The following is a 25,524-nucleotide window of genomic DNA, read 5'->3' on the forward strand; positions in this document are numbered from 1 at the left end:
CCCAGCGCCAGCACCGTGCAGAACGCCAGCGTCGCGGCCAGCGGTGCACGATCCACCCAACGCCCGCCCAGTGCATTGCCAAGCAACCCGACCGCACCGAAGCCCATCAGCCACCAACCCACCTGCGCGGCGGGAACCTGCAACAGGCGCTCGAGCACGTCAGCCAGATAGGTGTAGGCGGTGAACATGGCGGTGAACACCAGCACCGACAGCAGCACGTTGCCCAGCAACCACGGCTGCCGCAGCACGCGCGCCTGTTCGCCCAGCGCGCGCCGTGACTCTACTGCGGTGCCCGGCATCCACAGTGCGAGTGCGCCCGCCATCAGCAGTGACAGCGCCGACAGCAGCCAGAAGCTGCCGCGCCAACCGATGGCCTCGGCGGCCAGCGTACCCAGCGGGATGCCGAACAGCATCGCGGCGGTGATGCCCAGATAGACCCGTGCCACCGCACGCCCCCCCTGCCCCGCCGGCGCCAGCTGCGCGGCAGTCTCGCTGGCCGTGCCCCAGAACACCGGCAGCGCCAACGCAGGCAGCACCCGCGCCAGGGCCAGCAACCACGGCAGCGTGGCCACCGCCGCGAGCGCGTTGGAGACCGCAAACAGCAGCAGGATGGCCACGAACAGGCGACGCCGGTCGAGATGCGCCAACAGTGCGGTCAGTGGTGGTCCGGCCAGCATCACGGTGAACGCGAACAAGGTGACCAGCTGCCCGGCGCGTGCGATGCCCAGGCCGAGATCGCGCGCCAGCGCCGGCAGCAAGCCGACGATCAGGAATTCGGTGGTGACGATGACGAACGCGGAGACCGCCAACAGTGCAACGGACAGGCGGGCACGGGCAGCACGGTGACCGGTGGCAACGGAACAATCGAGGGAAGACATGCAGGACCGCCAGGGACAAGGGCCGCCCAGCCTATTCCCTCCCCCGATTCCGATTACTGCTATGTTTTCCATCCATTCCGGACAGATATTCGCCCATGCTTCCCAACGAACGGCTGCGCGGCATCGAGGCCTTCGTCGCCACCGCCGACGCTGGCAGCTTCACCGCCGCCGCGGAGCGGCTGCATCTGACCAGTTCGGCGGTCGGCAAAACCGTTGCCCGGCTGGAAGCGCGCCTGGGCGCGCGGTTGTTCGAACGCAGCACCCGCCGCCTGCGCCTGACCGAGGCCGGCGAGGGCTTTTACCGCACGTGCGTGCGCGTGCTTGGCGAACTGGCCGATGCCGAATCGGTGCTGGCCGCGCATGCCGATGCCGCGGTGGGCCGCCTGCGGGTGGACGCACCGGCCACCTTCGGGCGATTGAAAGTCTGGCCGCTGCTGCTGCAGCTGGCCGCCGAGTTTCCCCGGCTGCGGCCACAAGTGACCTTCAGCGACCGCTTCATCGACCTGGCCGAGGACGGTATCGATCTGGCCGTGCGCATCGGCGGCCCGGAACCGTTGCCGGCCACCCTCGGCAGCCGCCTGCTCGGTTACGAATGCCTGCGCTTCTGCGCCTCACCGGCCTACCTGCAGCAGCACGGCCTGCCGACCTCCGGGGCGGAGCTGGCCGACCACGATGGCGTGCTGTTCGGCCGTGCCGACGGCAGTATCGGCCCGTGGCAGGTGGCCGATGGCGGGCAGCGCAGCGCACCGCTGCAGGCCCGCGCACGGCTGGTGGTCGGCAGTGCCGAAGCACAGGTGGCGGCCGTCGAGGCGGGCTTCGGCATCGCCCAGCTGGCCAGCTGGCTGGTCGATGACGCGCTGGCACGTGGCAGCCTGGTCTCGATCCTGCCGGCGCTGGACTGCCGTGGCCTGCCGTTGCGGCTGTTGTGGCCGCAGGGCCGGCAACGGCTGCCGCGTGTGGATGTGGCATTGGACCATCTCGGCACCGGATTGCGGATCGACCCTCCGCACTGATTCCGGCTGCGACCACCCGTCGCATTGCCCGCACTGCGGCCCTCGCCCACCATCCGCGCAGCTTCCTTGCACGGGCAGGACATGGACGGATTCCCCTGGCTGCTGGTCGCAGCCGCTGGCAGTGCCATCGCAGCACTGCTGCACATCGGCTGCATCGCCTTCGGCGCGCCGTGGTACCAGCGTTTCGGCGCTGGCTCGCGCATGGTGCGGCTGGCCCGGGCCGGCCACTGGTGGCCACCACTGATGACCGCCGCCATCACCGCCGTGCTGGTGGCCTGGACGCTGTATGCGCTGGCAGCCGCCGGCTGGCATTCGCCGCTGCCGGCCAGCCGTCTGGTTCTGCCCTGCATCGCTGCATTGTTGCTGCTGCGTGCAGCGATGGGCTTCGGCCTGGCGTTGTTCCGGCCGGGGTACAACGGCTCACGCTTCTGGGTGACCAGCTCATTGGCCTGCCTGGGGCTGGGCCTGGCCTTCGCCCTGGGCACCCGCCAGGCCTGGCAGGCCTGGCAGGCGTTGGGCTAGGCCCTCACCCAGCCGCCTACCATCGCCTGCCCATGGGGGCGGCGGAAGCAACCGTCAAGCATCTGCTGATACCCGTGCGGCATGAGAACGGTCCGGATCGGCCTGAACCCGGCCGTGCCGGACACGTTCGCGTGGGCGCCCGCGCCCTACAATGGGCGCATGCAGATCGGCCCGTACTCCATTGCTCCCAACGTCGTGCTGGCGCCCATGGCCGGCGTCACCGACAAGCCCTTCCGCCTGCTGTGCAAACGGCTGGGCGCGGGACTGGCTGCCTCGGAAATGACCATCAGCGACCCGCGCTTCTGGAACACGCGCAAGTCGATCCACCGCATGGACCACGACGGCGAACCGGCACCGATCAGCGTGCAGATCGCAGGCACCGAGCCGCAGCAGCTGGCCGAGGCCGCGCGCTACAACGTCGACCACGGCGCGCAGATCATCGACATCAACATGGGCTGCCCGGCCAAGAAGGTGTGCAACGCCTGGGCCGGTTCGGCACTGATGCGCGACGAGCAGCTGGTGGCGCGCATCCTCGAAGCCGTGGTCAACGCGGTGGACGTGCCGGTCACCCTGAAGATCCGCACCGGCTGGGACTGCGACCATCGCAACGGCCCGCTGATCGCGCGCATTGCCGAGGACAGCGGCATTGCTGCGCTGGCCGTGCACGGCCGCACCCGCGACCAGCACTACACCGGCCAGGCCGAGTACGCCACCATCGGCGAGATCAAGGCCGCGCTGCGCATACCGGTCATCGCCAATGGCGATATCGATTCGCCGCAGAAGGCCGCCTTTGTGTTGAAGCAGACCGGCGTGGATGCAGTGATGATCGGTCGCTCGGCGCAGGGACGGCCGTGGATCTTCCGCGAGGTGGCGCATTACCTGGCCACCGGCGAGGAACTGCCGCCGCCGTCGCTGGCCGAAGTACGCGACATCCTGCTCGGCCATCTGCACGCACTGCACGCGTTCTACGGCGAGCCACAGGGCGTGCGCATCGCACGCAAGCACCTGGGCTGGTACGCCAAGGACCGGCCGGAAAACGCGGCGTTCCGTGCGGTGGTCAACCGTGCCGAGGATCCGGCCAGCCAGATCGCACTGACCACCGACTACTTCGACCGCCTGATCGCTGGGGAACCGGCGCTGTCTTCGGCGGCCTGAGCCGCCCGCCCCGCGTTTCCGAACAGTCGAGCCAGCTCGACGCTACAAGAGCCCGCCGTCATGACTCCGCCGATCTCCTCCCCGACCTACCTGCACGGATTCTCCGGCACCGAGCAGCAGCGCCTGATGACCCAGGCCCGCCTGCTGGAATCGAGCATCTTCGGCCAGATCGACTACAGCGGCGCGCGGCGCCTGCTGGAAGTCGGCAGCGGCGTCGGCGCACAGACCGAGATCCTGCTGCGCCGCTTCCCGGAGCTGCACGTGACCGGTGTGGACCTGAGCGAAACGCAGCTGGCCACCGCACGCGAGAACCTGGCGCGCACGCCGTGGTGCAGCGACCGTTACACCCTGCAGCAGGCCGATGCCGGCGAACTGCCGTTCGAGGCCCGCAGCTTTGATTCGGCGTTCCTGTGCTGGGTGCTGGAGCACGTGCCGTCACCGGCGCGCGTGTTGAGCGAAGTGCGCCGGGTGCTGGCCCCGGGCTCGCCGGTGTACATCACCGAGGTGATGAACGCTTCGTTCCTGCTCGACCCGTACTCACCGCACATCTGGCGCTACTGGATGGCCTTCAACGACTTCCAGTACGACCACGGCGGCGACCCGTTCGTCGGCGCCAAGCTGGGCAACCTGCTGCTGGCCGGCGGCTTCCGCGATGTGCAGACCGAGATCAAGACCATCCACCTGGACAACCGCGAACCGGCCCGTCGCAAGACGATGATCGCGTTCTGGGAACAGCTGCTGCTGTCGGCGGCCGACCAGCTGCTGCAGGCCGGCTCGGTGGACGAGGAAACCGTGGAAGGCATGCGCCGTGAATTCCGCCTGGTGCAGAACGACCCGAATGCGGTGTTCTTCTACTCGTTCGTGCAGGGCCGCGCGACGGTGTATTGAACGCAACCTCGCCGCGGCGAGGGCAACCCGCTAGAATTTCGCCAACATGGCTGCACAAGGTGCATGCCGCGTCCCATGCTGCCAGCCGGATTCCGGACGGCATGCGCGCCACACCGGCGGCACCTGATCTGTGAGCGAAAGATGACCGACAGCGGACGACCGCCAACGCCTGCGCACGATGCGGGCCTGCCAGGTGGATGGAGTACAAATCAGGCAAGGCTCTTGCTGGGCCTGCTGGCCGCGTTCTGCATCCTGTATGTTGCTTTTGCGTTGACTCCTTCGTCCTACGCGCTGGCATTCGAGCGTATGGGCCTGGAACCTTTGCAGCCGTTGCTCGGCTCTGCCCGGTCTATCCGCTCGGATGAGTGGATGGTTTACACGCCCTACGTACAGATCGCCGTCGCTAACGATTTCGGCCAGATGAATGCGCACTCACCCTATCGTGAGTCGCTGCGCACCTTTCAGGCGCTTCCGCTGCTTGACTGGGGTCTATTGTTCAAGCCTTACCACTGGGCGTTCTTCATTCTGCCTCCGGCAAACGCCTATTCGTTCTTCTTCGTTTTCATGGCCGTGGCATTCCTGTCCGGCTGGACAACGTTCCTGCGTCAACTTCGATTACCTCCGCTTCCCGCACTGCTGATCGCCAGCATCCTGTTCTTCTCGCCGTTCGTGCAGGTCTGGTGGTCCAGCAACGCTGGTGCGTTCGCCCTTGCACCCTGGTGCGCAGTCGCCTGGCTCGGCATCGGCAACCGCTGGCTGCGCATACTGGCCAGCGCATATGCACTGTCTGCCTGGCTGGTGGCAGCAACCTATCCCCCGTTCACCATCGGCTCGCTGCTGACGATGGGTTTACTGGTTCTGGCATTTCGCCGTGAGACGTTGTCGCTTCCCCGGTTGCTCGATGCAGTTGCCGCCGGCCTGCTTTCGTTGGCGGTGTTCTTCGGCTACTTTCACGAGATCATCCAGATCGCCCGCGACACGGTCTACCCTGGGCAGCGTGTGAGTGCAGGAGGTGGGGTAAGCCCGGTGTCCCTGCTGGCGCATGTATTTCCCAACCTGATGACTTACAAGTTCGTGCCGTTGCCGTCCTTCACGACATCCAACGAATGCGAGATCGCAGTACTGGGCAGCCTGTTGCCGCTATTCACGCTGGTGCTGATCGACGGGAGCCGGTTCCGTTGCTGGGTGCGCAACAACCGCCGCGCGCTGTCGATCCTGGTCGCAGGCCTGCTTTTGGTGGCGTGCTGGATGTTTCTGCCGGTTCCGGCACTGATCGGCAAGCTCACCGGCCTGTCGCTGGTACCACCTATCCGTGCCCTGCTTGCCTTTGGCCTGCTGCTCAACATCGCCTGCGCCATTATCCTCATCCAGTGCGGCGCGCTTCTTCAACGCGGGCGCCTACTGCTGCTAGCAGGTCTGCTGGCCATCGGCAGCCTGGCCAAGTACCCGCTCGGTAACGATGGTTTCCACCATTTGTATAGCGCCTACGACATAGTTCCTTATCTCTGCCTTGCCGCTCTCGCAGTTGCTGCCAGCCGCCCTCAGTGGTCGAAGAATGCACCCACGCTGGTACTGGCCGCCGCCGCATTGACCAATCTGCTGGGCAACGGCCTGTTCAATCCGGTGCAGCCGGCGGGGCCCATCTTTTCGATTGATCGCCAGGCGGTGCTGCAGGCACAGCAGGCGCGCGGCGCGCGCATCAATGCGGATGGCGCGCTGGTCGCGACGGGCAGCTTGGGTGGTCTCCTTCCCGGCGCTGGCATTCCGGCAGTAAACCACGTGTTGTATCTGCCGCAGATGGGTTACTTCCGAAGGTACTTCCCGACGATGCCGGAACGAGATTTCAACTTCATCTTCAACCGCTATCATCATGTCAGCGTGAACCCAAGCAGCGATATCCCTCGCCTGTTGCAGGCAGATCTGGTGGAAGTCCCAGCGAAGGTAATGCTGGCTCCGCCCACCGAACGCTGAGCATCTGCCGCAACCGCCAATCACCGCGCGATCAATGCACAGCAGTGTCATCCCCCCGGGGCTGCAATGCCGGAACCTGCCAGATCCGCTGCCACATCGCTGCCAGCCGGCGCCCGGCATCGGCACGCGCGGCCGGGCTGCTGTAGTCCACCCGGAGCTGTTCGGGCGTGATCGCCCGCCACTGGCCATCAACCTGTTCGGCCACCGCGAAGTTGAAGGTGTAGTCCGGTTCCAGGCCCATGCGTAGATCACTAAGCACCAGCCGGCCGTCAACCACCCGCGCACGCATGAAGCCGCGGTTGAACCACTGCAGCTGCTGCACCGCAGGAATGCCCTCCGCTTCGCGCAATGCCTGCACGTTGGACGCATACCCTTCGAACTGCATCGGCCCATGGTCGGCCACCAGCGAGCGGTCGCCCACCACGTAGCCGTTCGGCGTCATCGCCACCACCCGCCACAGCAGCGTGTTGAACGGCATCGGCACCGAGAAGCGCGGCGCATCGCCCAGGCCCATTGCAGCCAGGCTCTGCTCCGCGGCACGGTCGACCTGCGCCTTGGCGATCAGGCCCCAACCCAGGTAGCCACTACTGATCAGCAGCGCCACACCCAGCACCTTGCCAGCCCAGGGACGGGCGCGGCCAAACCAGGCCAGCACGCAGCCCAGCAGCAGCCACACCGTGTAGCCAGGATCGATGATGAAGACGCTGGAACCCATGGTCGGGTGTGGCCGCAACGGCCACCACAGTTGGGTGCCGTAGACGGTGAACGCATCCAGCACGGGATGGGTGACCAGCGCCAGCTGGATCGCCCAGAACCAGCGCACCGGTGACTGCGCGACGCGGCCATTGCCGAAGCGCTTGAACAACCACCAGATCAGCGCGGCCACCCACGGCAGCACCAGCAACGAATGGCTGAAGCTGCGGTGCTCCACCATGTTCGCCACCGGGTCTGCGGCAGTGAAGCCCAACCACAGAGCATCGAGGTCCGGCAGGGTGCCAAGTGCGGCACCGGCCAGCAGGGCCGCGCGGCGATGGCCGGGCGGAGCGATGACAGCGGCGACGGCGCCACCGAGCACGATCTGGGTCAGGGAATCCATGGGCCGATGCTAGCGGCTTGCGCGCGGTGTATGTAGAGCCGAGCCGCGCCACCATTGATCAAGGGCGCCAGTCCGTAGGGCGCATCGCAATGCGCGGGGAAGCATCCGCCCCGCTCGTGCCCTTGTGGAGTCGAGCCATGCTCGACTGTTTTTCGGTTCGCCCCCCGTCGCGCCACGTCCGCAGAGCATGGGCTCGGCTCTACAGGAGGACAGACGCGCGTTACGCCGCCTGCGACAGCCGCGCGCCCGGCAGTTCCACCAGGGTCTGCCCGTTGTGGTCGAGCAGGCGCAGCGCGCCATCGTGGTCTTCGACCAGCGCGGTCAGGCTCTCCACCCAGTCGCCATCGTTGGCGTAGACCAGGCCATCGCGCTCGATCAGCGCGGCGCGGTGGATGTGGCCACAGACGATGCCATCCAGGCCGCGCCGGCGCACGTCGTCCAGTCCGGCCTGCACGAAGCGCTCGATGTAGCGCTCGGCTGCACCACTACGCTTTTTCAGGAATTCAGACAGCGACCAGTAGCGCATGCCCAGCACGCGCCGCACCGCGTTCAATGCCTGGTTGCCGGTGAGGATCCGGTAGTACAGCCAGTCGCCGAACTTCTCCTGCAGCCCCCCGAAGTGGGTCACGCCATCGTAGTCGTCGCCATGCACGACCAGCAGCCGGCGGCCGTCAGCAGTGGTATGGATCGCACGGCGGCGCACCTGCATCGCCGGCAGCATCAGCCCGCACACCTGGCGCAGCGAGGCGTCGTGGTTGCCGGGAATGTAGATGATCTCGGTGCCAGCACGGCGCAGCGCATGCAGGGCCTGGATGACTTCACTGTGCGACTGCCGCCAGTTGGCGCGGCGGTGGGCCATCCACCACAGGTCGATGATGTCACCGACCAGGTACAGCCGCTCGCAGCGCAACTGCGAGAGGAACCGGGCCAGCTCGGCGGCGTGGCAGTGGCGCGAGCCCAGGTGCACGTCGGAGACGAACACTGCGCGCCGGTGTGGCGACAGGTTCGCCAGCGTGCTCATGCCGGCATCCCCGCATCGCGCAGGTAGCGTTTGCGCTTGTTGGGCCGTATCGCACACAGGTCCACTTCGATCAGGCCATCGATCGAATCGCTGAAATCCGGATCGACACCGAAGGCAAGGAAGCGGGCGCCGCCGGGTTCGCACAGGTCGGTGTACTGGCGGTACAGCGTCGGTACGCCGGTGCCGAGTGCGGCCAGGTTGGCCTTCAGCACATCGAATGCGGCGCCGGCATCCAGCTCGCCGAAACTCGGTGGGGCCGCGAAGTACTGGAACGGCCGGTTCGATTCAACCAGGCCGGCGCTACCGCTGTAATAGCGCTGGTAGTACGCCACCAGCTGCTCGCGCGCATCACGCGGCAGTGCCGCGCTGATAGACACTGCGCCGAACAGGTAGCGGATGCCCGGCCGGCACTGCAGGTAGGCACCGATGCCCTGCCACAGGTAGTCCAGGCTGCGGCTGCCCCAGTAATCGGGCACCACGAAGCTGCGCCCCAGTTCCAGGCCCTCGGCGATGTGAGTGATGGCGTCGTCGGAATAACGGAACAACGACGCGCTGTAGAGCCCGGAAAGACCATGCCGGGCCAGCGCATGGGCACCGCGCATGATGCGGTAGGCGCCGGCGATGCGCTGCGCGGCCGCGTCCCATATCACGATGTGCTCGTACTGCGGATCGAAGGCGTCCAGGTCGCGGCTGCGGCCGGTGCCCTCGCCGACCTGGCGGAAGGTCAGCTCGCGCAGGCGGCCCAGTTCCAGCAGCAGCGGCGAATCGGCCGCGCAGGTGGCCAGCAGGATCTGCTTGCCGTCGGCGGTCTGGCCCAGCTGGGTAGCGGCCGCGATACCCGCGGCGACCTGCGAGGGCGGCACCGGCGCGGCCAGCGGCTCGGGACCTGCGCAGACAGCGGCATCTGCGGCCGCGCCATTGCGACCCAGCGCGTAAAGCGCGCGACGCACCGCGAGCAGCTGTGCGCCCGGGTCACCGCCCTTGCCCAGCTGCATCGGCTCACCGATGCACAGCCGCAGCGGGCGCCCACGACGGGTGAACATCTCGCGCGCCAGCAGCGCGGTACCGGCCGGCTTGAACAGGGTCGAGGCGCCGTAGAACAGCGCCGAGTTGCGCGCTTCCACCCGCACCGGCAACACCGGCGCACCGGCAGCGCGGGCGAAGCGGACAAAACCGCGCTGCCAGCGGCCATCGCGGATGCCGCGCAGCGACAACCGCGAAACCTCACCGGCCGGGAACACGATCACGCACTGCTCGGCGGCCAGCGCTTCTTCGACCGCATGCAGGCTGCCACGTTGGGCCTTGCCACCGAGAATGCGCACCGGCAGCAGCAGGTCCTGCAATGGCGCGATCGCACCTAAAAGGTCGTTGGCCACGATCCGTACGTCGCGGCGGATGCGGCCGACCGCGTCCAGCAGGGCCAGCGCGTCCAGCGCCCCGGACGGATGGTTGGCGACGATCAGCAGGCGGCCGGTGGCGGGAATCTTCGCCAGCGCGGCTGGATCCACCTGGTACTGGCCATCGATGAATTCCAGGCCGGCGGCGACGAAGCCGAATCCGCGCAATCCTGCACTGCGCTGCAGGAACGCTTCGATCTGGTCCAGGCGCGACCAGCGTCCGACGCTGCGCAGCAAGGGCCGGGCCAGTTGGCCACGACGACCATGGAACCAATCGGGGAAGCGTTGCTGGAGACGCTGTTCGAGTTCCTGCATGGCGTGTTCGCTCGTGCCCGGCGGCCGGATTGGCCGACAGCCTGCGCCCGGCAGGCGGCAGCCAGATGGCGGTTTCGGGGCAGAACGATGACGGCCGGGTGCCCCGGAGCGGGGTCGCAGACTGCGCGGCCGGGGCCAGGCAGGACCCGCGCCGTTGTCACGCTGGTGGAACACTGGGCGTCGAGGCTGGGCCTCAATCCCCCTGCAGCGGGCCCTGCAGGCCTACATGGGCTTAACCACCGGCAACCGGTACAGGTTCACAATGCACAGGCGGCGCACCCCGTGTATCATTCGCGCCCATCTTTCCATCCGAATCAAAGGATATTAAGCCTGATGTCCAGCTACCTCTTCACCTCCGAGTCGGTCTCTGAAGGCCATCCGGACAAGGTTGCCGACCAGATCTCCGATGCGGTGCTGGACGCGATCCTGACCCAGGACCAGCGCGCCCGCGTGGCCTGCGAGACCATGGTCAAGACCGGCGTTGCCATCGTGGCCGGTGAAATCACCACCAGCGCCTGGATCGACCTGGAAGCGCTGACCCGCAAGGTCATCGTGGACATCGGCTATGACAGCTCCGACGTCGGCTTCGACGGCGCCACCTGCGGCGTGCTGAACCTGATCGGCAAGCAGTCGCCGCACATCGCCCAGGGCGTGGACCGCAAGAAGCCCGAAGAAATGGGCGCTGGCGACCAGGGCCTGATGTTCGGCTATGCCACCAACGAGACCGACAGCTACATGCCGGCCGCGATCCACCTGTCGCACCGCCTGGTCGAGCAGCAGGCCAAGATCCGCAAGAAGAAGAACTCGCCGCTGTCGTGGCTGCGTCCGGACGCCAAGAGCCAGGTCACCCTGCGCTATGAAAACGGCGTGGTCTCGGCCATCGACGCCGTGGTCCTGTCGACCCAGCACGCCCCGGGCATCAAGCAGAAGGACCTCATCGAGGCCGTCCGCGAAGAGATCATCAAGCCGGTGCTGCCGGCCAAGTGGCTGCACAAGGGCACCAAGTTCCACATCAACCCGACCGGCAAGTTCGAGATCGGCGGCCCGGTGGGCGACTGCGGCCTGACCGGCCGCAAGATCATCGTCGACACCTACGGCGGCTGGGCCCGTCACGGTGGTGGCGCGTTCTCCGGCAAGGACCCGTCCAAGGTCGACCGTTCGGCTGCCTACGCGGCCCGCTACGTCGCCAAGAACGTGGTTGCCGCCGGCCTGGCCGACCGTTGCGAAGTGCAGGTCTCCTACGCCATCGGCGTGGCTGAGCCGACCTCGATCTCGGTCACCACCTTCGGCACCGGCAAGATCAGCGACGACAAGATCGAGAAGCTGATCCGCAAGCACTTCGACCTGCGCCCGTACGGCATCATCAAGATGCTGGACCTGGTGCACCCGATGTACCAGCAGACCGCGGCCTACGGCCACTTCGGCCGCAAGCCGAAGGAGTTCAGCTACCTCAACGGCGAAGGCGAGACCGTCAACGCCACGGCCTTCTCCTGGGAGAAGACCGACCGCGCCGCCGCCCTGCGCGCCGATGCGAAGCTGAAGTAAGAAACACGAAGGGCCGCGCAAGCGGCCCTTCTGCTTCTGGTAGAGCCGGCCGCTGGCCGGCTTTTTCATGGCCTGCGGAAACAATCGCGTGGTTGCCGGCCAGCGGCCGGCACTACCCGGTTGCCGATACAATCTGGCCATGTCGACCGAACTGAAAACCCACCAGCTGTCCATGACCGTGCTGATGTCGCCGGAGATGGCCAATTTCTCCGGCAAGGTCCACGGCGGCGCCATCCTGCGCCTGCTCGACCAGGTGGCCTATGCCTGCGCCAGCCGCTATGCCGGCCGCTACGTGGTCACCCTGTCGGTGGACCAGGTGGTGTTCCGCCAGCCGATCGCGGTCGGTGAACTGGTCACTTTCCTGGCCTCGGTGAACTACACCGGCACCTCGTCGATGGAAATCGGCGTCAAGGTGGTGGCCGAGGACATCCTCAAGCGCAGCGTGCGCCACGCCAACAGCTGCTTCTTCACCATGGTGGCGGTGGACGAGGACGGCCGGCCGACGCCGGTTCCATCGCTGCAGCCGGCCAGTTCGGACGAAAAGCGCCGGCAGGCCGCAGCGCTGATCCGCCGCCAGCTGCGGCAGGAAATGGAGCAGCGCCATCTGGAACTGCTGGCGTCCAATCCGCCGTCGCCGGAGGATTGAGGGCGTGCGGGGCAAGCCCCGCACCCACCGAGGCAGGTAGCGCCGGGTCATGCCCGGCGCGGATCAACCCGTGTTCTGCACGCCCTGCGAGACACCATTCACGCAGGCCACCAGCGCACGCAGCAGGTCATCATCCTCGCGTCCGCTTTCGCGCCAGCGCTGCAGCAGGTCCACCTGCAGCACGCTGATCGGGTCCACGTAGGGATTGCGCAGGCGGATCGACAGTGCCAGCCGCGCGTCGTGGTCCAACAGGGTCTGCTGCTCCATCAACGCCAGCAGCCAGTGCCGGGTCAGTTCAAGCTCGCGTTCGACCTGCGGGAAGAACGCGTCGTGCAGCTCACCCGACAAACGCGAGAACTGCTCGGCAATGGTGATATCGCCCTTGGACAGCACCATCGCGATGTCGTCGAGGAAGGTGCGGAAGAACGGCCAGTCACGCGCCATCTCGCGCAGCGTCTGCTCGTGGCCAGCATCGACTGCCGCCTGCAGGCCGCTGCCCACGCCATACCACCCGGGAATGACTGCACGCGCCTGGCTCCAGGCGAACACCCACGGAATCGCGCGCAGATTGCCCAACGCCGCGTCCTGGCCGAGCCGGCGCGACGGCCGCGAACCCAGCGTCATCCGCTCGATCACATCGATCGGTGTCGCCGTGCGGAAGTAGTCCATGAAGCCGGCCTGGCCGACGAAGGCGCGATACACCTCGCTGCTGGAGCCAGCGACCACATCCATCACCGGCCGCCAGTCATCCTCGCGCGGCTCCGCTGCACGCGGGCGCAGGCTGGCCCGCAGCACGGCACCCGTGGCCTGTTCCAGCGAGCGCAGGGCCAATGCACGGATGCCGTACTTGCGGTGGATCACCTCGCCCTGCTCGGTCACGCGCAGGCGGCCATCGATGCTGCCGCGCGGCGAGGCATCGACCGCATGCGTGGTCTTGCCGCCACCGCGGCTGATCGAGCCGCCGCGGCCATGAAAGAAGGTCAGGCGGATGCCGGCCTCGGCCGCCACCTCAAGCAGTTCCACCTGCGCACGCTGCAGGCCCCAGCGCGAGGCGGCGATGCCGCCGTCCTTGCTGCTGTCCGAATAGCCCAGCATGACCATCTGCACGTCATCGCGTGCACGCAGATGCGCACGGTACACCGGGTCGGCCAGCAGGTCGCGCAGCGTCGCGGTGCCGCGCTTGAGATCGTCCACGGTTTCGAACAGCGGCGCGATATCCAGCGGCACGTGACCGGCGTCATCGACCAGACCACCACGGCGTGCCAGCGCCAGCACCGCCAGCACATCACTGCGGTCGTGTGCCATCGAGATGATGTAGCTGCCCAGTGCATCGCCACCATGGCGTGCACGCGCATCCGCCAATGCGGCGAACACTGCATCCAAACGCTGATTGCCTTCGTCCTCGCCCTTCGGCAAAGGCACCTCGCCACCGGCATGCGGCGCCAGCAGGCGCGCACGACCCAGTACATCCAGGCCCTCCCACGCAGCGTCGCCACCCAGCACTGCCGCCAGCGCGCGCGCATGCACGCTCGATTCCTGGCGCACATCCAGCCGCGCCAGATGGAAACCGAAGGTCTTCACCCGCCACAGCAGGCGTTGCACAGCGAAGCCGCCGGCATGTTCGCCCCGGTTCGCGCGCAGGCTGTCGAGGATCAGCTGCAGGTCATCGATCAGCTCGTCCGGGCCGGCATAGGCGCCGTCGGCATCATCCAGCGTGGCCTGCAGGCGTGCGCGCATGCGGTCGTTGAGCAACCGGTACGGCATGTCGGCATGGCGTGGCCGCGATTGCACCTGCGGCAGCAACTGCTGGTAATGCGCGACACGCGCCTGCAGTGCATCGCTCACCCCCACCCGTTCGGTGGATTGGCTGAGCAGGCTGGCCAGCTGCAGCAGTTCTTTCTGGTAACGGCCCAGCACGGCAACGCGCTGTGCATCCAGCGTATTGCGGATGGTGTGCGCATCCACATTGGGATTGCCGTCCATGTCGCCGCCCACCCACGTACCGAAGCGCAGCAGTCGCGGCAGCGGCAGTTCTTCGCCATACGTATCGCGCAACGCCTGCTGCAGCGATTCGTACAGCACCGGAATCACCCGGTACAGCACCTGCACCAGGTAGAAGCCGACGTGCTCGCGTTCGTCATCGACGGTGGGCCGCACCGGTGAGGAATCGGTGGTCTGCCATGACGCAGTCAGCGCCATGCGGAAGCGAGCGGCATCGGCAGCCGCTTCACCCGGCGTGCGCTGGCCGTCGAGGTTGTCGACCAGGCTGGCCACCATCAACTGCTCTTTTTCCAGCAGCGCGCGGCGTACCGCTTCGGTCGGGTGTGCGGTGAACACCGGTTCGATGTCGATGCGCGGCAGCCACTGCGCCAGCTCGTCCAGGCCCACCCCCTGTGCCTTCAGGTGCTGCAGGGCATCCTGCAGGCCATCGGGCTGCGGTGCGGCTGCGACGGCGCGCTGGTAGTCGCGGCGGCGGCGGATGCGATGCACGCGCTCGGCGATGTTGACCACCTGGAAGTAGGTGCTGAACGCACGCACCATGGTCTCGGCCTGCTGTGGCGCACGCCCGGCCAGGCCTTCGGCCAGTTCGGACAGCGGTGCCTGGTTCTCGCGGCGGGCGATGGCACGCGTACGCACGTCCTCGACGTCATCGAGGAAGGCGGCCGACACCTGCTCGAACAGCAGGTCGCCGACCAGTGCACCCAGACGGCGTACGTCGTCACGCAGGGGAAGATCGGGGGAAGCAAACTCGATACTGCTGCGGTACTCGTTCATCGGCGACGCACAGGCCTCGGTCAACGGATCCAGACCCCAAGCCTAAACCAGAACGGGCGTCGTGCTGCGATGCAAAAATGGTTTCATCTGGTAGTGCCGGCCGCTGGCCGGCACTACCGGGTCCGGTCAGCGCTTCTTCTTGGCCTTGTCCTGATCGGCCGGGCCGATGGTCTGCTCCAGCCAACGCTCGCTCTCGGCCAGCATCGTCATGATCGATTCGCGCGCGCGGTAGGCATGCGATTCGTTCGGCAGCATCACCAGGCGCGCGGTGCCGCCCAGACCCTTCACCGCAGCGAACATGCGCTCGCTCTGGATCGGGAACGTACCGGAGTTGTTATCGTCCACGCCGTGGATGAAGAGGATCGGATCCTTGATCTTGTCGGCGTAATTGAACGGCGCCATCTTCTGGTAGACATCCTGCGCCTGCCAGTAGTTGCGCTCCTCGGCCTGGAAACCGAACGGCGTCAGCGTGCGGTTGTAGGCACCACTGCGGGCGATGCCGGCCTTGAACAAGCGCGTGTGCGCGAGCAGGTTGGCAGTCATGAACGCACCATAGGAATGACCGCCAATGGCGATGTGATCGCGATCGGTCACGCCACGACGCACCACTTCATCCACCGCCGCCTGCGCGTTGGCCACCAGCTGTTCGATATAGGTGTCGTTCGGCTCCTTGTCGCCCTCGCCGATGATCGGCATCGACGGGCTGGCCAGCACCACATAACCCTTGGCCAGGAACGCCTGCGGGCCCCAGTAGCTGACCGCATTGAAGCGGTACGGCGAATCGGTGACCTGGCTGGCCGCGGCAGCGCTCTTGAACTCACCCGGGTAGGCCCACATCAGCAGCGGGCGCGGACCGTCGCGCTTCGGGTCGTAGCCCGGCGGCAGCAGCAGGGTCGCGGTCAGATCTACTCCGTCCTTGCGCTTGTAGCGGATCTGTTCCTTCTGCACGCCCTTCAGCTGCGGCAGCGGATGCGCGAAGTGGGTCAACGCACGCGGCGCAGCACCAGCGTCGGCCAGCGACTGCACGTAGAAGTTGGCCGGCTCGTCCGGGCTCTCGCGGCTCAGCAGCAGCGAGCTGGCCTGGTTGTCCAGCAGCGCCACCGGCAGCGCGTAGCTCGGCGCCTGCGAGTGGAACAGGCGGGAGGCCTTGCCCGTGGCGACATCGAAGCGGTCCACGAACGGACGATCGCCTTCCGGCGATGCACCGGCACCGGCCAGATACAGGCTGCTGCCATCGGTGCTGGTCTGCAGCAGCGAGCGGCCGCGGTCGTCGCTGGACAACAGCGGCCGGCCCGGATCGGAATAACGGTCCTGCGCGTCACGATCCCACAGCAGGCGCGGCTCGGCGCTGGCATTGTCCGGGGCGATCAGCCAGGTCTTGGTCTTGCGCGTCTTCCACCACGATTCGGTCAGCAGCGCCAGGTCACCGCGGCCCCAGCTGATGCCGGCCAGACGGCTGCCAAGCTGGGCCAGCGTCACCGGCGGCGTGTCGAACGGCGCGGCCTGCATCAGCACCGCATCGCGCACCTTGGCGTCCTTGTTCGGGTCGCCACCATCCTGCGCTTCGGCCCAGACCAGGGTGGCATCGGCATCACCGCGCCAGCTGATATCGCGTACGCCGGTCACTTCGGCATCGTTGCCGGTCGGCAGGCCTTCCACCAGCGGACGCACGGCCACGGTGTGCACCAGCTTGCCGCTGGCACGGTCGATCACTTCAATGCGGCGCGGGAAGCTGCTTACCGGCACCACGTACGAGTACGGGCGCTGCACCGGCTGGCGCAGCACGAAGCGGCCATCCGGCGACACAGCGAAGCCCATGAAGATGCCGGCCGCGCCGATCGCGCGGGTACTGCCATCCAGGCTGACTTCCATCGGCTGGGTGGTCGCGTAGTAATCGAACTGGCGCGCGTCGGCCTCGTTCTTCAGCAGATCCTGGTAGGTGCGGATCGACACCACGCCGCCACCCTGGCTGGTCTGCTGCACGGCCGGACCGGTCGGGATGCCATCGGCGGCCGGAGCCGCACCGAGGTTGGCCGGGCGCGTGAACACCACCAACCCGCGGCTGTCCGGCAGCCACTGGTAGCCACTGCCGATCACCGTGTTCAGGCCGGCGACCAGACAACGGGCGCTGCCACCGGCCATATCCACCAGCCACAGTTCATTGGCGCCGCTGGCGGCATCGACCTGGTTGAACGCCAGCCACTTCTGGTCCGGCGACCACATCACGCTGGCGATCGACAGCTTGGCCGGCAGGCCGCTGATCTGCCGTTCCTTGCCGTCGGCCACGTTCATCAGCCACAGCTTCTCGCCGAAGCTGAAGCGGCTGTCGGAGAACGTGCGCGGGTTGATGCGCAGGCCGGCCAGCTTCAGTTCCGGCTGCGCCACCACCTGGATCGACGGCAGCGACGGCATCTGCATCATCGCGGCCACGTCGCGGCGCGGCGACAGGTACAGCGAGGGTGCGCGTGGCGCGTCGACCACCGCCTGCAGCGCCGCCGAGGGCAGCTCGTAGCCGGTGGCGCCCTGCGCCTGCGTCTGGCCCTGAGCGGCCTTTGGCGCAGCGGCCAGCGCCAGCGGAGCCACCGCCAGCAGGGCCATCGACAGGACCAGGCCTGTCAAGCGCCGGTTGCGGCGCGGGTGCATGCTCATCGTTCCACCTGTGTGATGCGTGAAAACAACGACCTTAACAGGCCATGCCCGCCGGCCCACCTGCCGATGGTTGGGTCATCGGCGTGTCACACCGGAGGCGCGATATAATGGCCGTCCTCCCCTGCCGAGGGGCGCTGCGACCGGATCCCTTGAGGCCGGCCAGGCTCGGCCAGGTGGTACTGCAACAACGGCGCCCGGCCAGAAGCGAGCATCCGCTCGTCCACAACCGGAGCTATTGCATGAATGCTGTTGCCAAGACCTTCTCCACCGAAGGCGATTACAAGATCCGCGACATCACCCTGGCCGACTGGGGCCGCAAGGAACTGGACATCGCCGAGCACGAGATGCCGGGCCTGATGTCGATCCGCCGCAAGCACGCCGCCAGCCTGCCGCTGAAGGGCGTGCGCGTGACTGGTTCGCTGCACATGACCATCCAGACCGCGGTGCTGATCGAGACCCTGAAGGACATCGGCGCCGACGTGCGCTGGGCCTCGTGCAACATCTTCTCCACCCAGGACCACGCTGCTGCCGCCATCGCTGCTACCGGCACCCCGGTGTTCGCCTGGAAGGGCGAGTCGCTGGAAGAGTACTGGGACTGCACCCTGGACGCGCTGACCTTCACCCTGGCCGACGGCACCCTGACCGGTCCGGAGCTGGTGGTCGACGACGGCGGTGACGTCACCCTGCTGATCCACAAGGGCTACGAACTGGAAAACGGCAGCACCTGGGTCGACGAGCCGGCTGCATCGCACGAAGAGCAGGTCATCAAGAACCTGCTCAAGCGCGTTGCCAAGGAGCGCCCGGGTTACTGGGGCCGCGTGGTCAAGGACTGGAAGGGCGTTTCGGAAGAAACCACCACCGGCGTGCACCGCCTGTACCAGCTGGCGCAGGCCGGCACCCTGCTGATCCCGGCGATCAACGTCAACGACTCGGTCACCAAGAGCAAGTTCGACAACCTGTACGGCTGCCGCGAGTCGCTGGCCGATGGCCTGAAGCGCGCGATGGACGTGATGCTGGCCGGCAAGGTCGCCGTGGTCTGCGGCTACGGTGACGTCGGCAAGGGCTGCGCCGCGTCGCTGCGTGCCTACGGCGCGCGCGTGATCGTCACCGAGATCGACCCGATCTGCGCCCTGCAGGCGGCGATGGAAGGCTATGAAGTCAACACCATCGAATCGACCCTGGGCCGTGCCGACCTGTACGTCACCACCACCGGCAACAAGGACATCATCCGCATCGAGCACCTGAGCGCGATGAAGGACCAGGCCATCGTCTGCAACATCGGCCACTTCGACAACGAGATCCAGGTCGATGCGCTGGTGGGCTTCAAGGGCGTGCAGCACGTCAACATCAAGCCGCAGGTGGACAAGTACATCTTCCCGAACGGCAATGCGATCTTCCTGCTGGCCGAAGGCCGCCTGGTCAACCTGGGCTGCGCCACCGGCCACCCGAGCTTCGTGATGTCCAACTCGTTCGCCAACCAGACCCTGGCCCAGATCGACCTGTGGGCCAACAAGGACAGCTACGAGAACAAGGTGTACCTGCTGCCGAAGAAGCTGGACGAGGAAGTGGCGCGTCTGCACCTGGAAAAGATCGGCGTGAAGCTGACCACCCTGAGCCAGGAACAGGCCGACTACATCGGCGTGCCGGTGGAAGGCCCGTTCAAGCCGGACCACTACCGCTACTGATCGTGCCGGGGTCGGATCCCTTTCCGCAGGAAAGGGCTCTGACCCCAGCAACGGAAGCAGGAAGAACGGGCGCCTTCGGGCGCCCGTTCTGCGTTTGCGTGGAGCCATGCACCACGCGTCCACCGGACCGAGGGGCGAGCCTCGGTCAAGGCAACGCCTCCACGCCACGCTACGATGTGCCCATGACTCCGGCCATCAACCTGCTCAAGCGCGAGAAGATCGCCCACACCGTGCGCAGCTACGTGCACGACGCCCACGCCGAATCGTATGGCGGAGAAGCCGTCGACAAGCTCGGCCTCGACCCGGCCCAGGTGTTCAAGACCCTGCTGGCCAGCACCGAGACACACGAACTGCTGGTGGCGATCGTGCCGGTGGCCGGCCAGCTCGACCTGAAGGCGCTGGCCGAAGCCGCCGGGTGCAAGAAGTGCGAAATGGCTGCGGCCGATGCCGCGCAGCGTGCGACCGGCTACCTGGTCGGCGGCATCAGTCCGCTCGGGCAGAAGAAGCGCCTGCGCACCTTCCTCGATACCAGCGCGCAGGTGCTGCCCACGCTGCATGTCAGCGCCGGCCGCCGTGGCCTGGAAGTGGAGCTGACACCGGCCGACCTGCTGCACCTGACCGGCGGCCACTTCGCTGCCATCGGCAAGGCGCGCTGATGCGCTGGCCGTGGTCCGCCGCACTACCGCCCCGCCTTGAGGACGCACAGGCCGATGTATTGCTGCAGGACCTGTTGTCGCGCGACGGCGCGCGCATCACCAACGCCGCACGCACGGTCGCACGGCTGTTCAGCCCGTCCTCGCTGGAAGCACTGGCCACGCACGCGGACCTGATCGAGCAGCGCTGCCAGGGCATCGCGCTCGGTGGCATGCTGATCAGCAATCAGGCGCACCTGAAAGCCGCGCTGAAACGGTTGCGCTACTGGCGTGCGCGCGAGGGTTGCCTGTGTGCGCTCAATCCCGGCTACCCGTTCTTCGATCCCCGTCGTCTGCTTGAACAGGGGCAGATGCGGCTGCTTTCGGTGGGCGAAGCCGAAGGTGGCTGGGGCGAGTGCCACGCGGTTGCCTGCACACAGTGCGCCCGGCACTGGCAGGCCATCGACCGCGAGTACCACTACCCTTGGTGGGAGTGGATGGCCGCCTGACGGGATGCAGCCACGCATGGCGTGGCGCTACTGCGGCAGCGCGCAGCTCCGGGCCGTGCGTGGATCGCTATCACTCCACCAATTCGTACCGCATCGGCACGCGCACGATGGTCAACTCCGGCACCGTGCTCTTCGCGTCGGCGCGGACGAAACGCCAGCCGCGCAGTTCTTCCACCGCCGCTTCATCCAGCAGCGCGTAGCCGCTGGAGGTCTCCACGATCACCGCGGCAACGGTTCCTTGCGCATCGATCAGCGCCTTCAGCTGGCTGCGTCCGGAAAGTCCCTGCTGCATGGCCTCTGGTGGGTAGCGTGGCGACACGCCGCGTGGCTGCATCCACGGGATGCCCTCGCCCGCGAACAGGTCCCGGCCGCCGCGCGCCGCGCAATGCTTCGGCAGGCGCAACTGAAGAGACATCTGCGCGCCGTCCACTGTCACCTCCGCAGGCGCTGCACAGGCATGCTGTGCCAGTACATTCAGCATCTGCTGCTGCCGAAGCAGCGCCTTGCCGCCGGCAGCGGTCACCTCGACCACGCAACGCCCCCCCTCGGGCCGCATCGACAACGCGGTCACGCCCCTGTCGCGCAGCCCCGGAACCGCCGCCAAGGGCGAACAGGCCGTCTCTGCAACCGGCGCCGCCGCCAGTGCTGTGGTGGCCGGCAGCAGGCCAGCCAGCACCATCAGGATCATCCTTGCGCAGGTACCCATGCTCCGCCCTCCGTGCGTTGGTCTGGCCCGATCATAGATCAGCCGGGCATGGCACGGGCGCATGGGGTCGAATGATCGGGTCAGCGCCCCGCGTTACGGGGATCCGAGTCAGGGACGCCAGTTGGCGTTGTTCTCCCAGAACTGGACGGAACGCCGGTAGGCCTCGCGATCCAGCGGCACGCCCGAGCCGCCCTCTTCCACGCCCAGCGCATTGCGCATCATCGTGATCGGCGCCATCGGCACTTCCTCGGGCTCGGCGGTGTAGATGCAGCCGACGATGCCCCAGTCGGCCTCGATCGGTGAACCTTCCTTCGCCAGCTGCTCGGCGCTGTACAGGATCACCACCAGGTAGCTCGCACGCGGCGACTCCACACCCTCGAACCAGCGCACCAGCACCGGCAGCTCCTCGCGATTGCGTGCCTCGTAGCCGCTACGCAGCAGATGACGGTTGGCGTCGGTGACCGGCACCGTCAGGCAGCGCGTGCTGGTCCAGTTCTCGTAGACGAACAACTTGCAGAACGGGGCGTAGCCGTCGAGTACCTTCAGCGGCGCGTGCGCATTGAGGTGTGCCTCGAACTGCTCGGCAGTGCAGTCCTGGATGGTGTTGCCGCGCGGCACGCGCGGGAACAGGCGGGGACGGGCGAAATCGGTAAGGACGATGGACATGGCGCGGCGTGGTCAGGGAATCCGCTGCACAGGGTAACCGCCCCGGCGCCAGGGAGGACGGCATGCCGATGGTCACTGGCATCCCCCGCCCTCTTGCCGCACCCTGCGCACGACCCACCGCAAGGATCGCCGGCTCATGGAAGCAGCACGCGCGTTGCCCCACCCCGTCCGCCGCCGATGGCTGAAGGTGCTGGCGGTCGTCCTGCTGGCACCGCCATTGCTGTTCATCGCCGCCCTGCTCTGGCCGCTGCGTGCACCGCCGCTGCCCGAGGTCGGCGACAACCGGATGATCATCAATGCGCGGGTGGTGGACGTCATTCGCGGCCAAGCCAGTGAACCCACCACGGTCACCATCCGCAACGGCACGATCACCGCCGTCGGCGAAGGCGTTGCCGATACAGCGTTGCCGGTCTTCGACGCCGGTGGCCGCTGGCTGCTGCCCGGCTTCTGGGACATGCACACCCACGTCCTGCAGCTGTCGCCGCAGCTGCAGTTCCCGCTGATGCTGGCCAACGGCATCACCGGCACCCGCGACATGATGGACTGCCCGCAGGCTGCCGATCCGCTGATCGCCTGCGTGGCCGACAAGCGCCGCTGGACCACACAGGCCATTGCCGGGCAGCAGGCGGCACCGCGCTTCGTGCAGATCGCCAGTTTCTACTTCGAAGATCCGTCGCTTGCGCCGGAGGCCGCCGCCGGGCGTGCACGCACGTACAGCGCGCGCGGCGTCGACGCGTTGAAGGTCTACAATCGGCTGCGTGCGGATACCTACCAGCGGCTGGCCACCGAGGCGCAGCAGCTGCGCCGTCCGCTGGTCGGCCACCTGCCCAGGGCCGTGCCTCTGGAAGACGCGGTGCAGGCAGGCCAGCGCAGCTTCGAACACGCCCATCTGTTCGTGCGTCATTGCTTCGACAACGCTGCCGCGTGGCGCGGCGGTACGCTGGATGGCGAAGACCCGACCGCACTGGCCGAACGCATGGTCGGCGGCTACCAGCCTTCCGTGTGCAATGAGGCATTCGGCTTGATGCAGGCCAGCGGCGCCGCGTTCGTGCCGACCCATGTCACCCGCGAAGAGGATGCACGCGCACGTGATCCGGCGTTCGTCGACGATCCGCGCCTGGCCTATCTGGATCCACTTTCGCGCTGGGCATGGCGCGATGATCTGACGGCCACCACCGAACGCTATCCTGGCCTGCGCGGCGAAGATGCATTGAAGGCGTACTTCGCGCATGGACTGGCCCTCACCGGTGCCGCGCACCGTGCCGGCGTCAGCGTGCTGGTCGGCACCGATACCGGGCTGGGCGCCTTGCGCTATCACGATGAACTGCAGTGGCTGCGGCAGGCAGGCCTGAGCCAGGCCGAGGTGCTGCGCGCGGCAACGTTGCACGCGGCGCGCCATCTTGACCTGCAGGCGTTGCATGGCAGTGTCGAAGTCGGCAAAGCCGCCGACCTGGTATTGCTCGATGGCAATCCGCTCCAGGACACCGCCAACACCCGTCGTGTGCACGCGGTGCTTCTGGCCGGGCACCTCTACGACCGCCCGCGGCTGGATGCACTGCTTGCCTACGCTCGTGCGCAGGCACGTTCACCGGCGGTGATGGCGCGCCTGCTGTGGGGCTTCATCACCAGCCCGGTCAGTGCCGAGCTGTAGCGGCAGCTACAACGCCATCCGCTCGCGCAGTTCACGCGCCTGCCGCCGCGACACCTCCACCTCGCTGCCGTCATCCAGTGCCAGGTCGTAGCCGTCGCCGATGCTGGGCGTCACACCACGGATGCGCCGCAGGTTGACCAGCGTGTTGCGGTTGGCACGGAAGAACAGATCCTGCGGCAGGCGTGCCTCCAGCGCGCTCAGGCTGCGGGCCAGCAGCGCGTTCTGGTCGCGGAACCACAACCGCGTGTAGTTGCCATCCACCACCAGCCGGCGGATTTCGGACACCGCCACGAACCAGCAGCGTTCGCCCTCGCGCACGAACACCTGGTCCTGCGCGCCCAGCGTGCCGCGAGATTCCGGCGTTTCTGCCGCCACGACTTCTCGCTCACGTGCCCGCTGCAGCGCCTCCAGCAGCCGTGGCGCTTCCACCGGCTTCACCAGATAGTCCAACGCATTGGCATGGAACGCGCGCACTGCGTAGGTGTCGTAGGCGGTGACGAACACCACGGCCGGCACCGTCTCCAGACCATCCAGCACATCGAAGCCACTGCCGGAGGGCATCTGCACATCCAGCAGCACCAGGTCCGGCGCCAGCGTGGCGATCGCCTCGCGTGCGGCAGGCACATCGTCGGCCTCGCCCACGCACTGCACCCACGGCAGCGCCGACAGCAGCGTGCGCAGCTCCTGCCGCGCCAGCCGCGCATCATCAACGATCAACACGCGCAGCACGCCACTCATTGCGGAATCTCCAGCAGGGCCTGCATGCGGTCACCAACCGGCTGCAGGATGAAACGACCGCGCGTGCCGAGCTGGGCACGCAGGTAGGCCAGGCCGACGCCATGGCCATGCGTGGGCTCGCTGACGCCGCCCAGTGGGTTGTCCACCTGCAGGCGCAGCACATCATTGTCCAGCGTGGCACGGATCTGCACGTCACCACCACCCGGGCGACTGGCGATGCCGTGCTTGATCGCGTTCTCCACCAGCAGCTGCAACGCCATCGCCGGCAACTGCGCCTGCGTGGCATCGGCATCGATGTGCTGCTGCACCTGCAGGCGCTGTTCGAAGTGGATCGCCTCGATGGCGAGATAGTCGTCGACCACCGCCAGTTCCTCGGCCAGAGTCACCTGCTCGCTGCGGTTGTGCGCCAGCGCCTGGCGCAGCGTGCGCGACAAGCGGGTGACCATGTCGCGTGCGCGCTCGGGATCTTCCAGGATCAAGGCACGCAGGTTGTTCAACGCGTTGAACATGAAGTGCGGATTGAGCCGTGCGCGCAGGGCATCGCGTTCCAGCGCACTGCGCTCGGCTTCGGCACGCAGGCGGGCCAGCTCACTGTGGCGTGCGCGGCGCAGGCCATGCAGGCCGGCCCACAGGCCGGTCCACATCAGCAGGAACAGCGCGGTGTTCATCCAGTACACCAGCAGCGAGGACCACTGGTAGTCGGCGTGCCCTCCGGGCAACCGCACCCAGTCCAGTGCCAGCGACGGCAGCAGCAGTGCAGCCGTCACCGCCTGTGCAACGCTGGCGCCGATCATCACCCCGGCAGCCAGCTTCAACACCAGCAGGCCCAGCCCGCCGTCCCACCAGCGCTGGCGCAGCGCGACCGAACGCAATGCACCGCTGCACAGCCAGAGCGTGACCGCGATGCTGACGCTGATCAAGGCCACGCCGCTGAACAGTACGCCGCCCCCGATCCGCATCCCGACCCACAGGCTGTACATCGCGTAGCCGGCCCACGCCAACGCGTTGAGTGTCCAGAAACGACGGGATGACGTGGTGGCGTCCATGCGGGCTCTCGGCGGTGGCA

The 25,524-nt window shown here is 67.2% G+C and carries 21 protein-coding genes and 1 riboswitch; of the genes, 11 read left to right on the forward strand and 10 right to left on the reverse strand.

The genetic code is table 11. The features are described 5' to 3' along the window. The coding region (locus DI041_RS14275; protein WP_136640142.1) for an MFS transporter at window positions 1-878 on the reverse strand (878 nt) is incomplete at its 3' end. 95 nt (window positions 879-973) lie between these two features. On the opposite strand from DI041_RS14275, the gene DI041_RS14280 reads away from it, so the two are divergent. From DI041_RS14280 to DI041_RS14300, 5 genes are all read left to right on the forward strand, one after another. Further along, window positions 974-1,891, forward strand: a complete 918-nt coding sequence (locus DI041_RS14280; protein ID WP_136638876.1) for a LysR family transcriptional regulator — start codon at window positions 974-976, stop codon at window positions 1,889-1,891. Between the two features lie 81 nt (window positions 1,892-1,972). After that, on the forward strand, window positions 1,973-2,413 hold the full coding sequence (locus DI041_RS14285) for a hypothetical protein (RefSeq protein ID WP_046982725.1): 441 nt from the start codon (window positions 1,973-1,975) through the stop codon (window positions 2,411-2,413). 159 nt (window positions 2,414-2,572) lie between these two features. Continuing rightward, complete coding sequence (dusB, locus tag DI041_RS14290; RefSeq protein WP_046982740.1) at window positions 2,573-3,568, forward strand: tRNA dihydrouridine synthase DusB; 996 nt, start codon at window positions 2,573-2,575, stop codon at window positions 3,566-3,568. A 60-nt stretch (window positions 3,569-3,628) separates the two neighbouring features. After that, on the forward strand, window positions 3,629-4,456 hold the full coding sequence (locus DI041_RS14295; protein WP_046982724.1) for a class I SAM-dependent methyltransferase: 828 nt from the start codon (window positions 3,629-3,631) through the stop codon (window positions 4,454-4,456). A gap of 222 nt (window positions 4,457-4,678) precedes the next feature. Next, on the forward strand, window positions 4,679-6,427 hold the full coding sequence (locus DI041_RS14300; RefSeq protein ID WP_248298475.1) for a DUF7657 domain-containing protein: 1,749 nt from the start codon (window positions 4,679-4,681) through the stop codon (window positions 6,425-6,427). Window positions 6,428-6,458: 31 nt separating this feature from the next. Here the strand turns inward: DI041_RS14300 and DI041_RS14305 are convergent, their stop codons facing one another. The 3 genes from DI041_RS14305 to DI041_RS14315 all read right to left on the reverse strand — a co-directional run bounded on the left by DI041_RS14305 (window position 6,459) and on the right by DI041_RS14315 (window position 10,256). Beyond that, the gene (locus DI041_RS14305) at window positions 6,459-7,523 is read right to left on the reverse strand and encodes a metal-dependent hydrolase (RefSeq protein WP_136638875.1); all 1,065 of its coding nucleotides are present in this window, start codon (window positions 7,521-7,523) and stop codon (window positions 6,459-6,461) included. A gap of 220 nt (window positions 7,524-7,743) precedes the next feature. Continuing rightward, window positions 7,744-8,544 (reverse strand): UDP-2,3-diacylglucosamine diphosphatase, encoded by an 801-nt coding sequence (locus tag DI041_RS14310; protein WP_046982721.1) that lies wholly within the window; start codon window positions 8,542-8,544, stop codon window positions 7,744-7,746. Next, the gene (locus DI041_RS14315) at window positions 8,541-10,256 is read right to left on the reverse strand and encodes a bifunctional ornithine lipid synthase OlsF (protein WP_046982720.1); all 1,716 of its coding nucleotides are present in this window, start codon (window positions 10,254-10,256) and stop codon (window positions 8,541-8,543) included. Before DI041_RS14315 ends, DI041_RS14310 begins: the two co-directional genes overlap by 4 nt. A 333-nt stretch (window positions 10,257-10,589) precedes the next feature. Between DI041_RS14315 and metK the strand changes: the two genes are divergently transcribed. Further along, complete coding sequence (metK, locus tag DI041_RS14320; protein ID WP_012510070.1) at window positions 10,590-11,801, forward strand: methionine adenosyltransferase; 1,212 nt, start codon at window positions 10,590-10,592, stop codon at window positions 11,799-11,801. Window positions 11,802-11,940: 139 nt separating this feature from the next. Next, the gene (locus DI041_RS14325) at window positions 11,941-12,447 is read left to right on the forward strand and encodes an acyl-CoA thioesterase (RefSeq protein ID WP_046982718.1); all 507 of its coding nucleotides are present in this window, start codon (window positions 11,941-11,943) and stop codon (window positions 12,445-12,447) included. A gap of 63 nt (window positions 12,448-12,510) precedes the next feature. Here DI041_RS14325 and ppc read toward each other — a convergent pair whose 3' ends face one another. Next, window positions 12,511-15,222, reverse strand: a complete 2,712-nt coding sequence (ppc, locus tag DI041_RS14330; protein ID WP_136638874.1) for a phosphoenolpyruvate carboxylase — start codon at window positions 15,220-15,222, stop codon at window positions 12,511-12,513. Between the two features lie 126 nt (window positions 15,223-15,348). After that, a complete protein-coding gene (locus DI041_RS14335; RefSeq protein ID WP_136638873.1) occupies window positions 15,349-17,871 on the reverse strand; it encodes a S9 family peptidase in 2,523 nt (840 codons plus the stop codon). Between the two features lie 120 nt (window positions 17,872-17,991). Further along, window positions 17,992-18,074, forward strand: a riboswitch (S-adenosyl-L-homocysteine riboswitch). A gap of 36 nt (window positions 18,075-18,110) precedes the next feature. Here DI041_RS14335 and ahcY point away from each other — a divergent pair. From ahcY to DI041_RS14350, 3 genes are all read left to right on the forward strand, one after another. Continuing rightward, window positions 18,111-19,556: an adenosylhomocysteinase gene (gene ahcY / locus DI041_RS14340; RefSeq protein ID WP_136638872.1), complete on the forward strand. Its 1,446-nt coding sequence runs from the start codon at window positions 18,111-18,113 to the stop codon at window positions 19,554-19,556. 182 nt (window positions 19,557-19,738) lie between these two features. Continuing rightward, window positions 19,739-20,212 (forward strand): Cys-tRNA(Pro) deacylase, encoded by a 474-nt coding sequence (gene ybaK / locus DI041_RS14345; RefSeq protein ID WP_136638871.1) that lies wholly within the window; start codon window positions 19,739-19,741, stop codon window positions 20,210-20,212. Further along, on the forward strand, window positions 20,212-20,697 hold the full coding sequence (locus tag DI041_RS14350) for a hypothetical protein (RefSeq protein WP_136638870.1): 486 nt from the start codon (window positions 20,212-20,214) through the stop codon (window positions 20,695-20,697). Before ybaK ends, DI041_RS14350 begins: the two co-directional genes overlap by 1 nt. Before the next feature lie 70 nt (window positions 20,698-20,767). On the opposite strand, the gene DI041_RS14355 is transcribed toward DI041_RS14350, so the two are convergent. Continuing rightward, the gene (locus DI041_RS14355; RefSeq protein WP_248298474.1) at window positions 20,768-21,376 is read right to left on the reverse strand and encodes an energy transducer TonB; all 609 of its coding nucleotides are present in this window, start codon (window positions 21,374-21,376) and stop codon (window positions 20,768-20,770) included. Between the two features lie 135 nt (window positions 21,377-21,511). Continuing rightward, the gene (locus tag DI041_RS14360; RefSeq protein WP_046982711.1) at window positions 21,512-22,069 is read right to left on the reverse strand and encodes a DUF3228 family protein; all 558 of its coding nucleotides are present in this window, start codon (window positions 22,067-22,069) and stop codon (window positions 21,512-21,514) included. Window positions 22,070-22,205: 136 nt separating this feature from the next. On the opposite strand from DI041_RS14360, the gene DI041_RS14365 reads away from it, so the two are divergent. Next, window positions 22,206-23,720 (forward strand): amidohydrolase family protein, encoded by a 1,515-nt coding sequence (locus tag DI041_RS14365; protein WP_136638869.1) that lies wholly within the window; start codon window positions 22,206-22,208, stop codon window positions 23,718-23,720. 6 nt (window positions 23,721-23,726) lie between these two features. Here the strand turns inward: DI041_RS14365 and DI041_RS14370 are convergent, their stop codons facing one another. Next, on the reverse strand, window positions 23,727-24,458 hold the full coding sequence (locus DI041_RS14370) for a LytR/AlgR family response regulator transcription factor (protein WP_136638868.1): 732 nt from the start codon (window positions 24,456-24,458) through the stop codon (window positions 23,727-23,729). Continuing rightward, window positions 24,455-25,504, reverse strand: coding sequence for a sensor histidine kinase (locus DI041_RS14375; protein ID WP_136638867.1), 1,050 nt, complete (start codon window positions 25,502-25,504; stop codon window positions 24,455-24,457). The genes DI041_RS14370 and DI041_RS14375 overlap by 4 nt, the downstream gene beginning before the upstream one ends. Between the last annotated feature and the right edge of the window lie 20 nt (window positions 25,505-25,524).

The organism is Stenotrophomonas maltophilia, from assembly GCF_004920835.1.
In the GTDB taxonomy this organism is placed as follows: domain Bacteria; phylum Pseudomonadota; class Gammaproteobacteria; order Xanthomonadales; family Xanthomonadaceae; genus Stenotrophomonas; species Stenotrophomonas maltophilia_AQ.

Excerpts from the sequence above, each read along its gene's own strand:
- DI041_RS14280 (WP_136638876.1), top strand. The coding sequence starts at position 974 with ATGCTTCCCAACGAACGGCTGCGCGGCATCGAGGCCTTCGTCGCCACC.
- DI041_RS14285 (WP_046982725.1), top strand. The coding sequence starts at position 1,973 with ATGGACGGATTCCCCTGGCTGCTGGTCGCAGCCGCTGGCAGTGCCATC.
- dusB (WP_046982740.1), top strand. The coding sequence starts at position 2,573 with ATGCAGATCGGCCCGTACTCCATTGCTCCCAACGTCGTGCTGGCGCCC.
- DI041_RS14295 (WP_046982724.1), top strand. The coding sequence starts at position 3,629 with ATGACTCCGCCGATCTCCTCCCCGACCTACCTGCACGGATTCTCCGGC.
- DI041_RS14305 (WP_136638875.1), bottom strand. The coding sequence starts at position 7,523 with ATGGATTCCCTGACCCAGATCGTGCTCGGTGGCGCCGTCGCCGCTGTC.
- DI041_RS14310 (WP_046982721.1), bottom strand. The coding sequence starts at position 8,544 with ATGAGCACGCTGGCGAACCTGTCGCCACACCGGCGCGCAGTGTTCGTC.
- DI041_RS14315 (WP_046982720.1), bottom strand. The coding sequence starts at position 10,256 with ATGCAGGAACTCGAACAGCGTCTCCAGCAACGCTTCCCCGATTGGTTC.
- metK (WP_012510070.1), top strand. The coding sequence starts at position 10,590 with ATGTCCAGCTACCTCTTCACCTCCGAGTCGGTCTCTGAAGGCCATCCG.
- DI041_RS14325 (WP_046982718.1), top strand. The coding sequence starts at position 11,941 with ATGTCGACCGAACTGAAAACCCACCAGCTGTCCATGACCGTGCTGATG.
- ppc (WP_136638874.1), bottom strand. The coding sequence starts at position 15,222 with ATGAACGAGTACCGCAGCAGTATCGAGTTTGCTTCCCCCGATCTTCCC.
- DI041_RS14335 (WP_136638873.1), bottom strand. The coding sequence starts at position 17,871 with ATGAGCATGCACCCGCGCCGCAACCGGCGCTTGACAGGCCTGGTCCTG.
- ahcY (WP_136638872.1), top strand. The coding sequence starts at position 18,111 with ATGAATGCTGTTGCCAAGACCTTCTCCACCGAAGGCGATTACAAGATC.
- ybaK (WP_136638871.1), top strand. The coding sequence starts at position 19,739 with ATGACTCCGGCCATCAACCTGCTCAAGCGCGAGAAGATCGCCCACACC.
- DI041_RS14350 (WP_136638870.1), top strand. The coding sequence starts at position 20,212 with ATGCGCTGGCCGTGGTCCGCCGCACTACCGCCCCGCCTTGAGGACGCA.
- DI041_RS14355 (WP_248298474.1), bottom strand. The coding sequence starts at position 21,376 with ATGGTGCTGGCTGGCCTGCTGCCGGCCACCACAGCACTGGCGGCGGCG.
- DI041_RS14360 (WP_046982711.1), bottom strand. The coding sequence starts at position 22,069 with ATGTCCATCGTCCTTACCGATTTCGCCCGTCCCCGCCTGTTCCCGCGC.
- DI041_RS14365 (WP_136638869.1), top strand. The coding sequence starts at position 22,206 with ATGGAAGCAGCACGCGCGTTGCCCCACCCCGTCCGCCGCCGATGGCTG.
- DI041_RS14370 (WP_136638868.1), bottom strand. The coding sequence starts at position 24,458 with ATGAGTGGCGTGCTGCGCGTGTTGATCGTTGATGATGCGCGGCTGGCG.
- DI041_RS14375 (WP_136638867.1), bottom strand. The coding sequence starts at position 25,504 with ATGGACGCCACCACGTCATCCCGTCGTTTCTGGACACTCAACGCGTTG.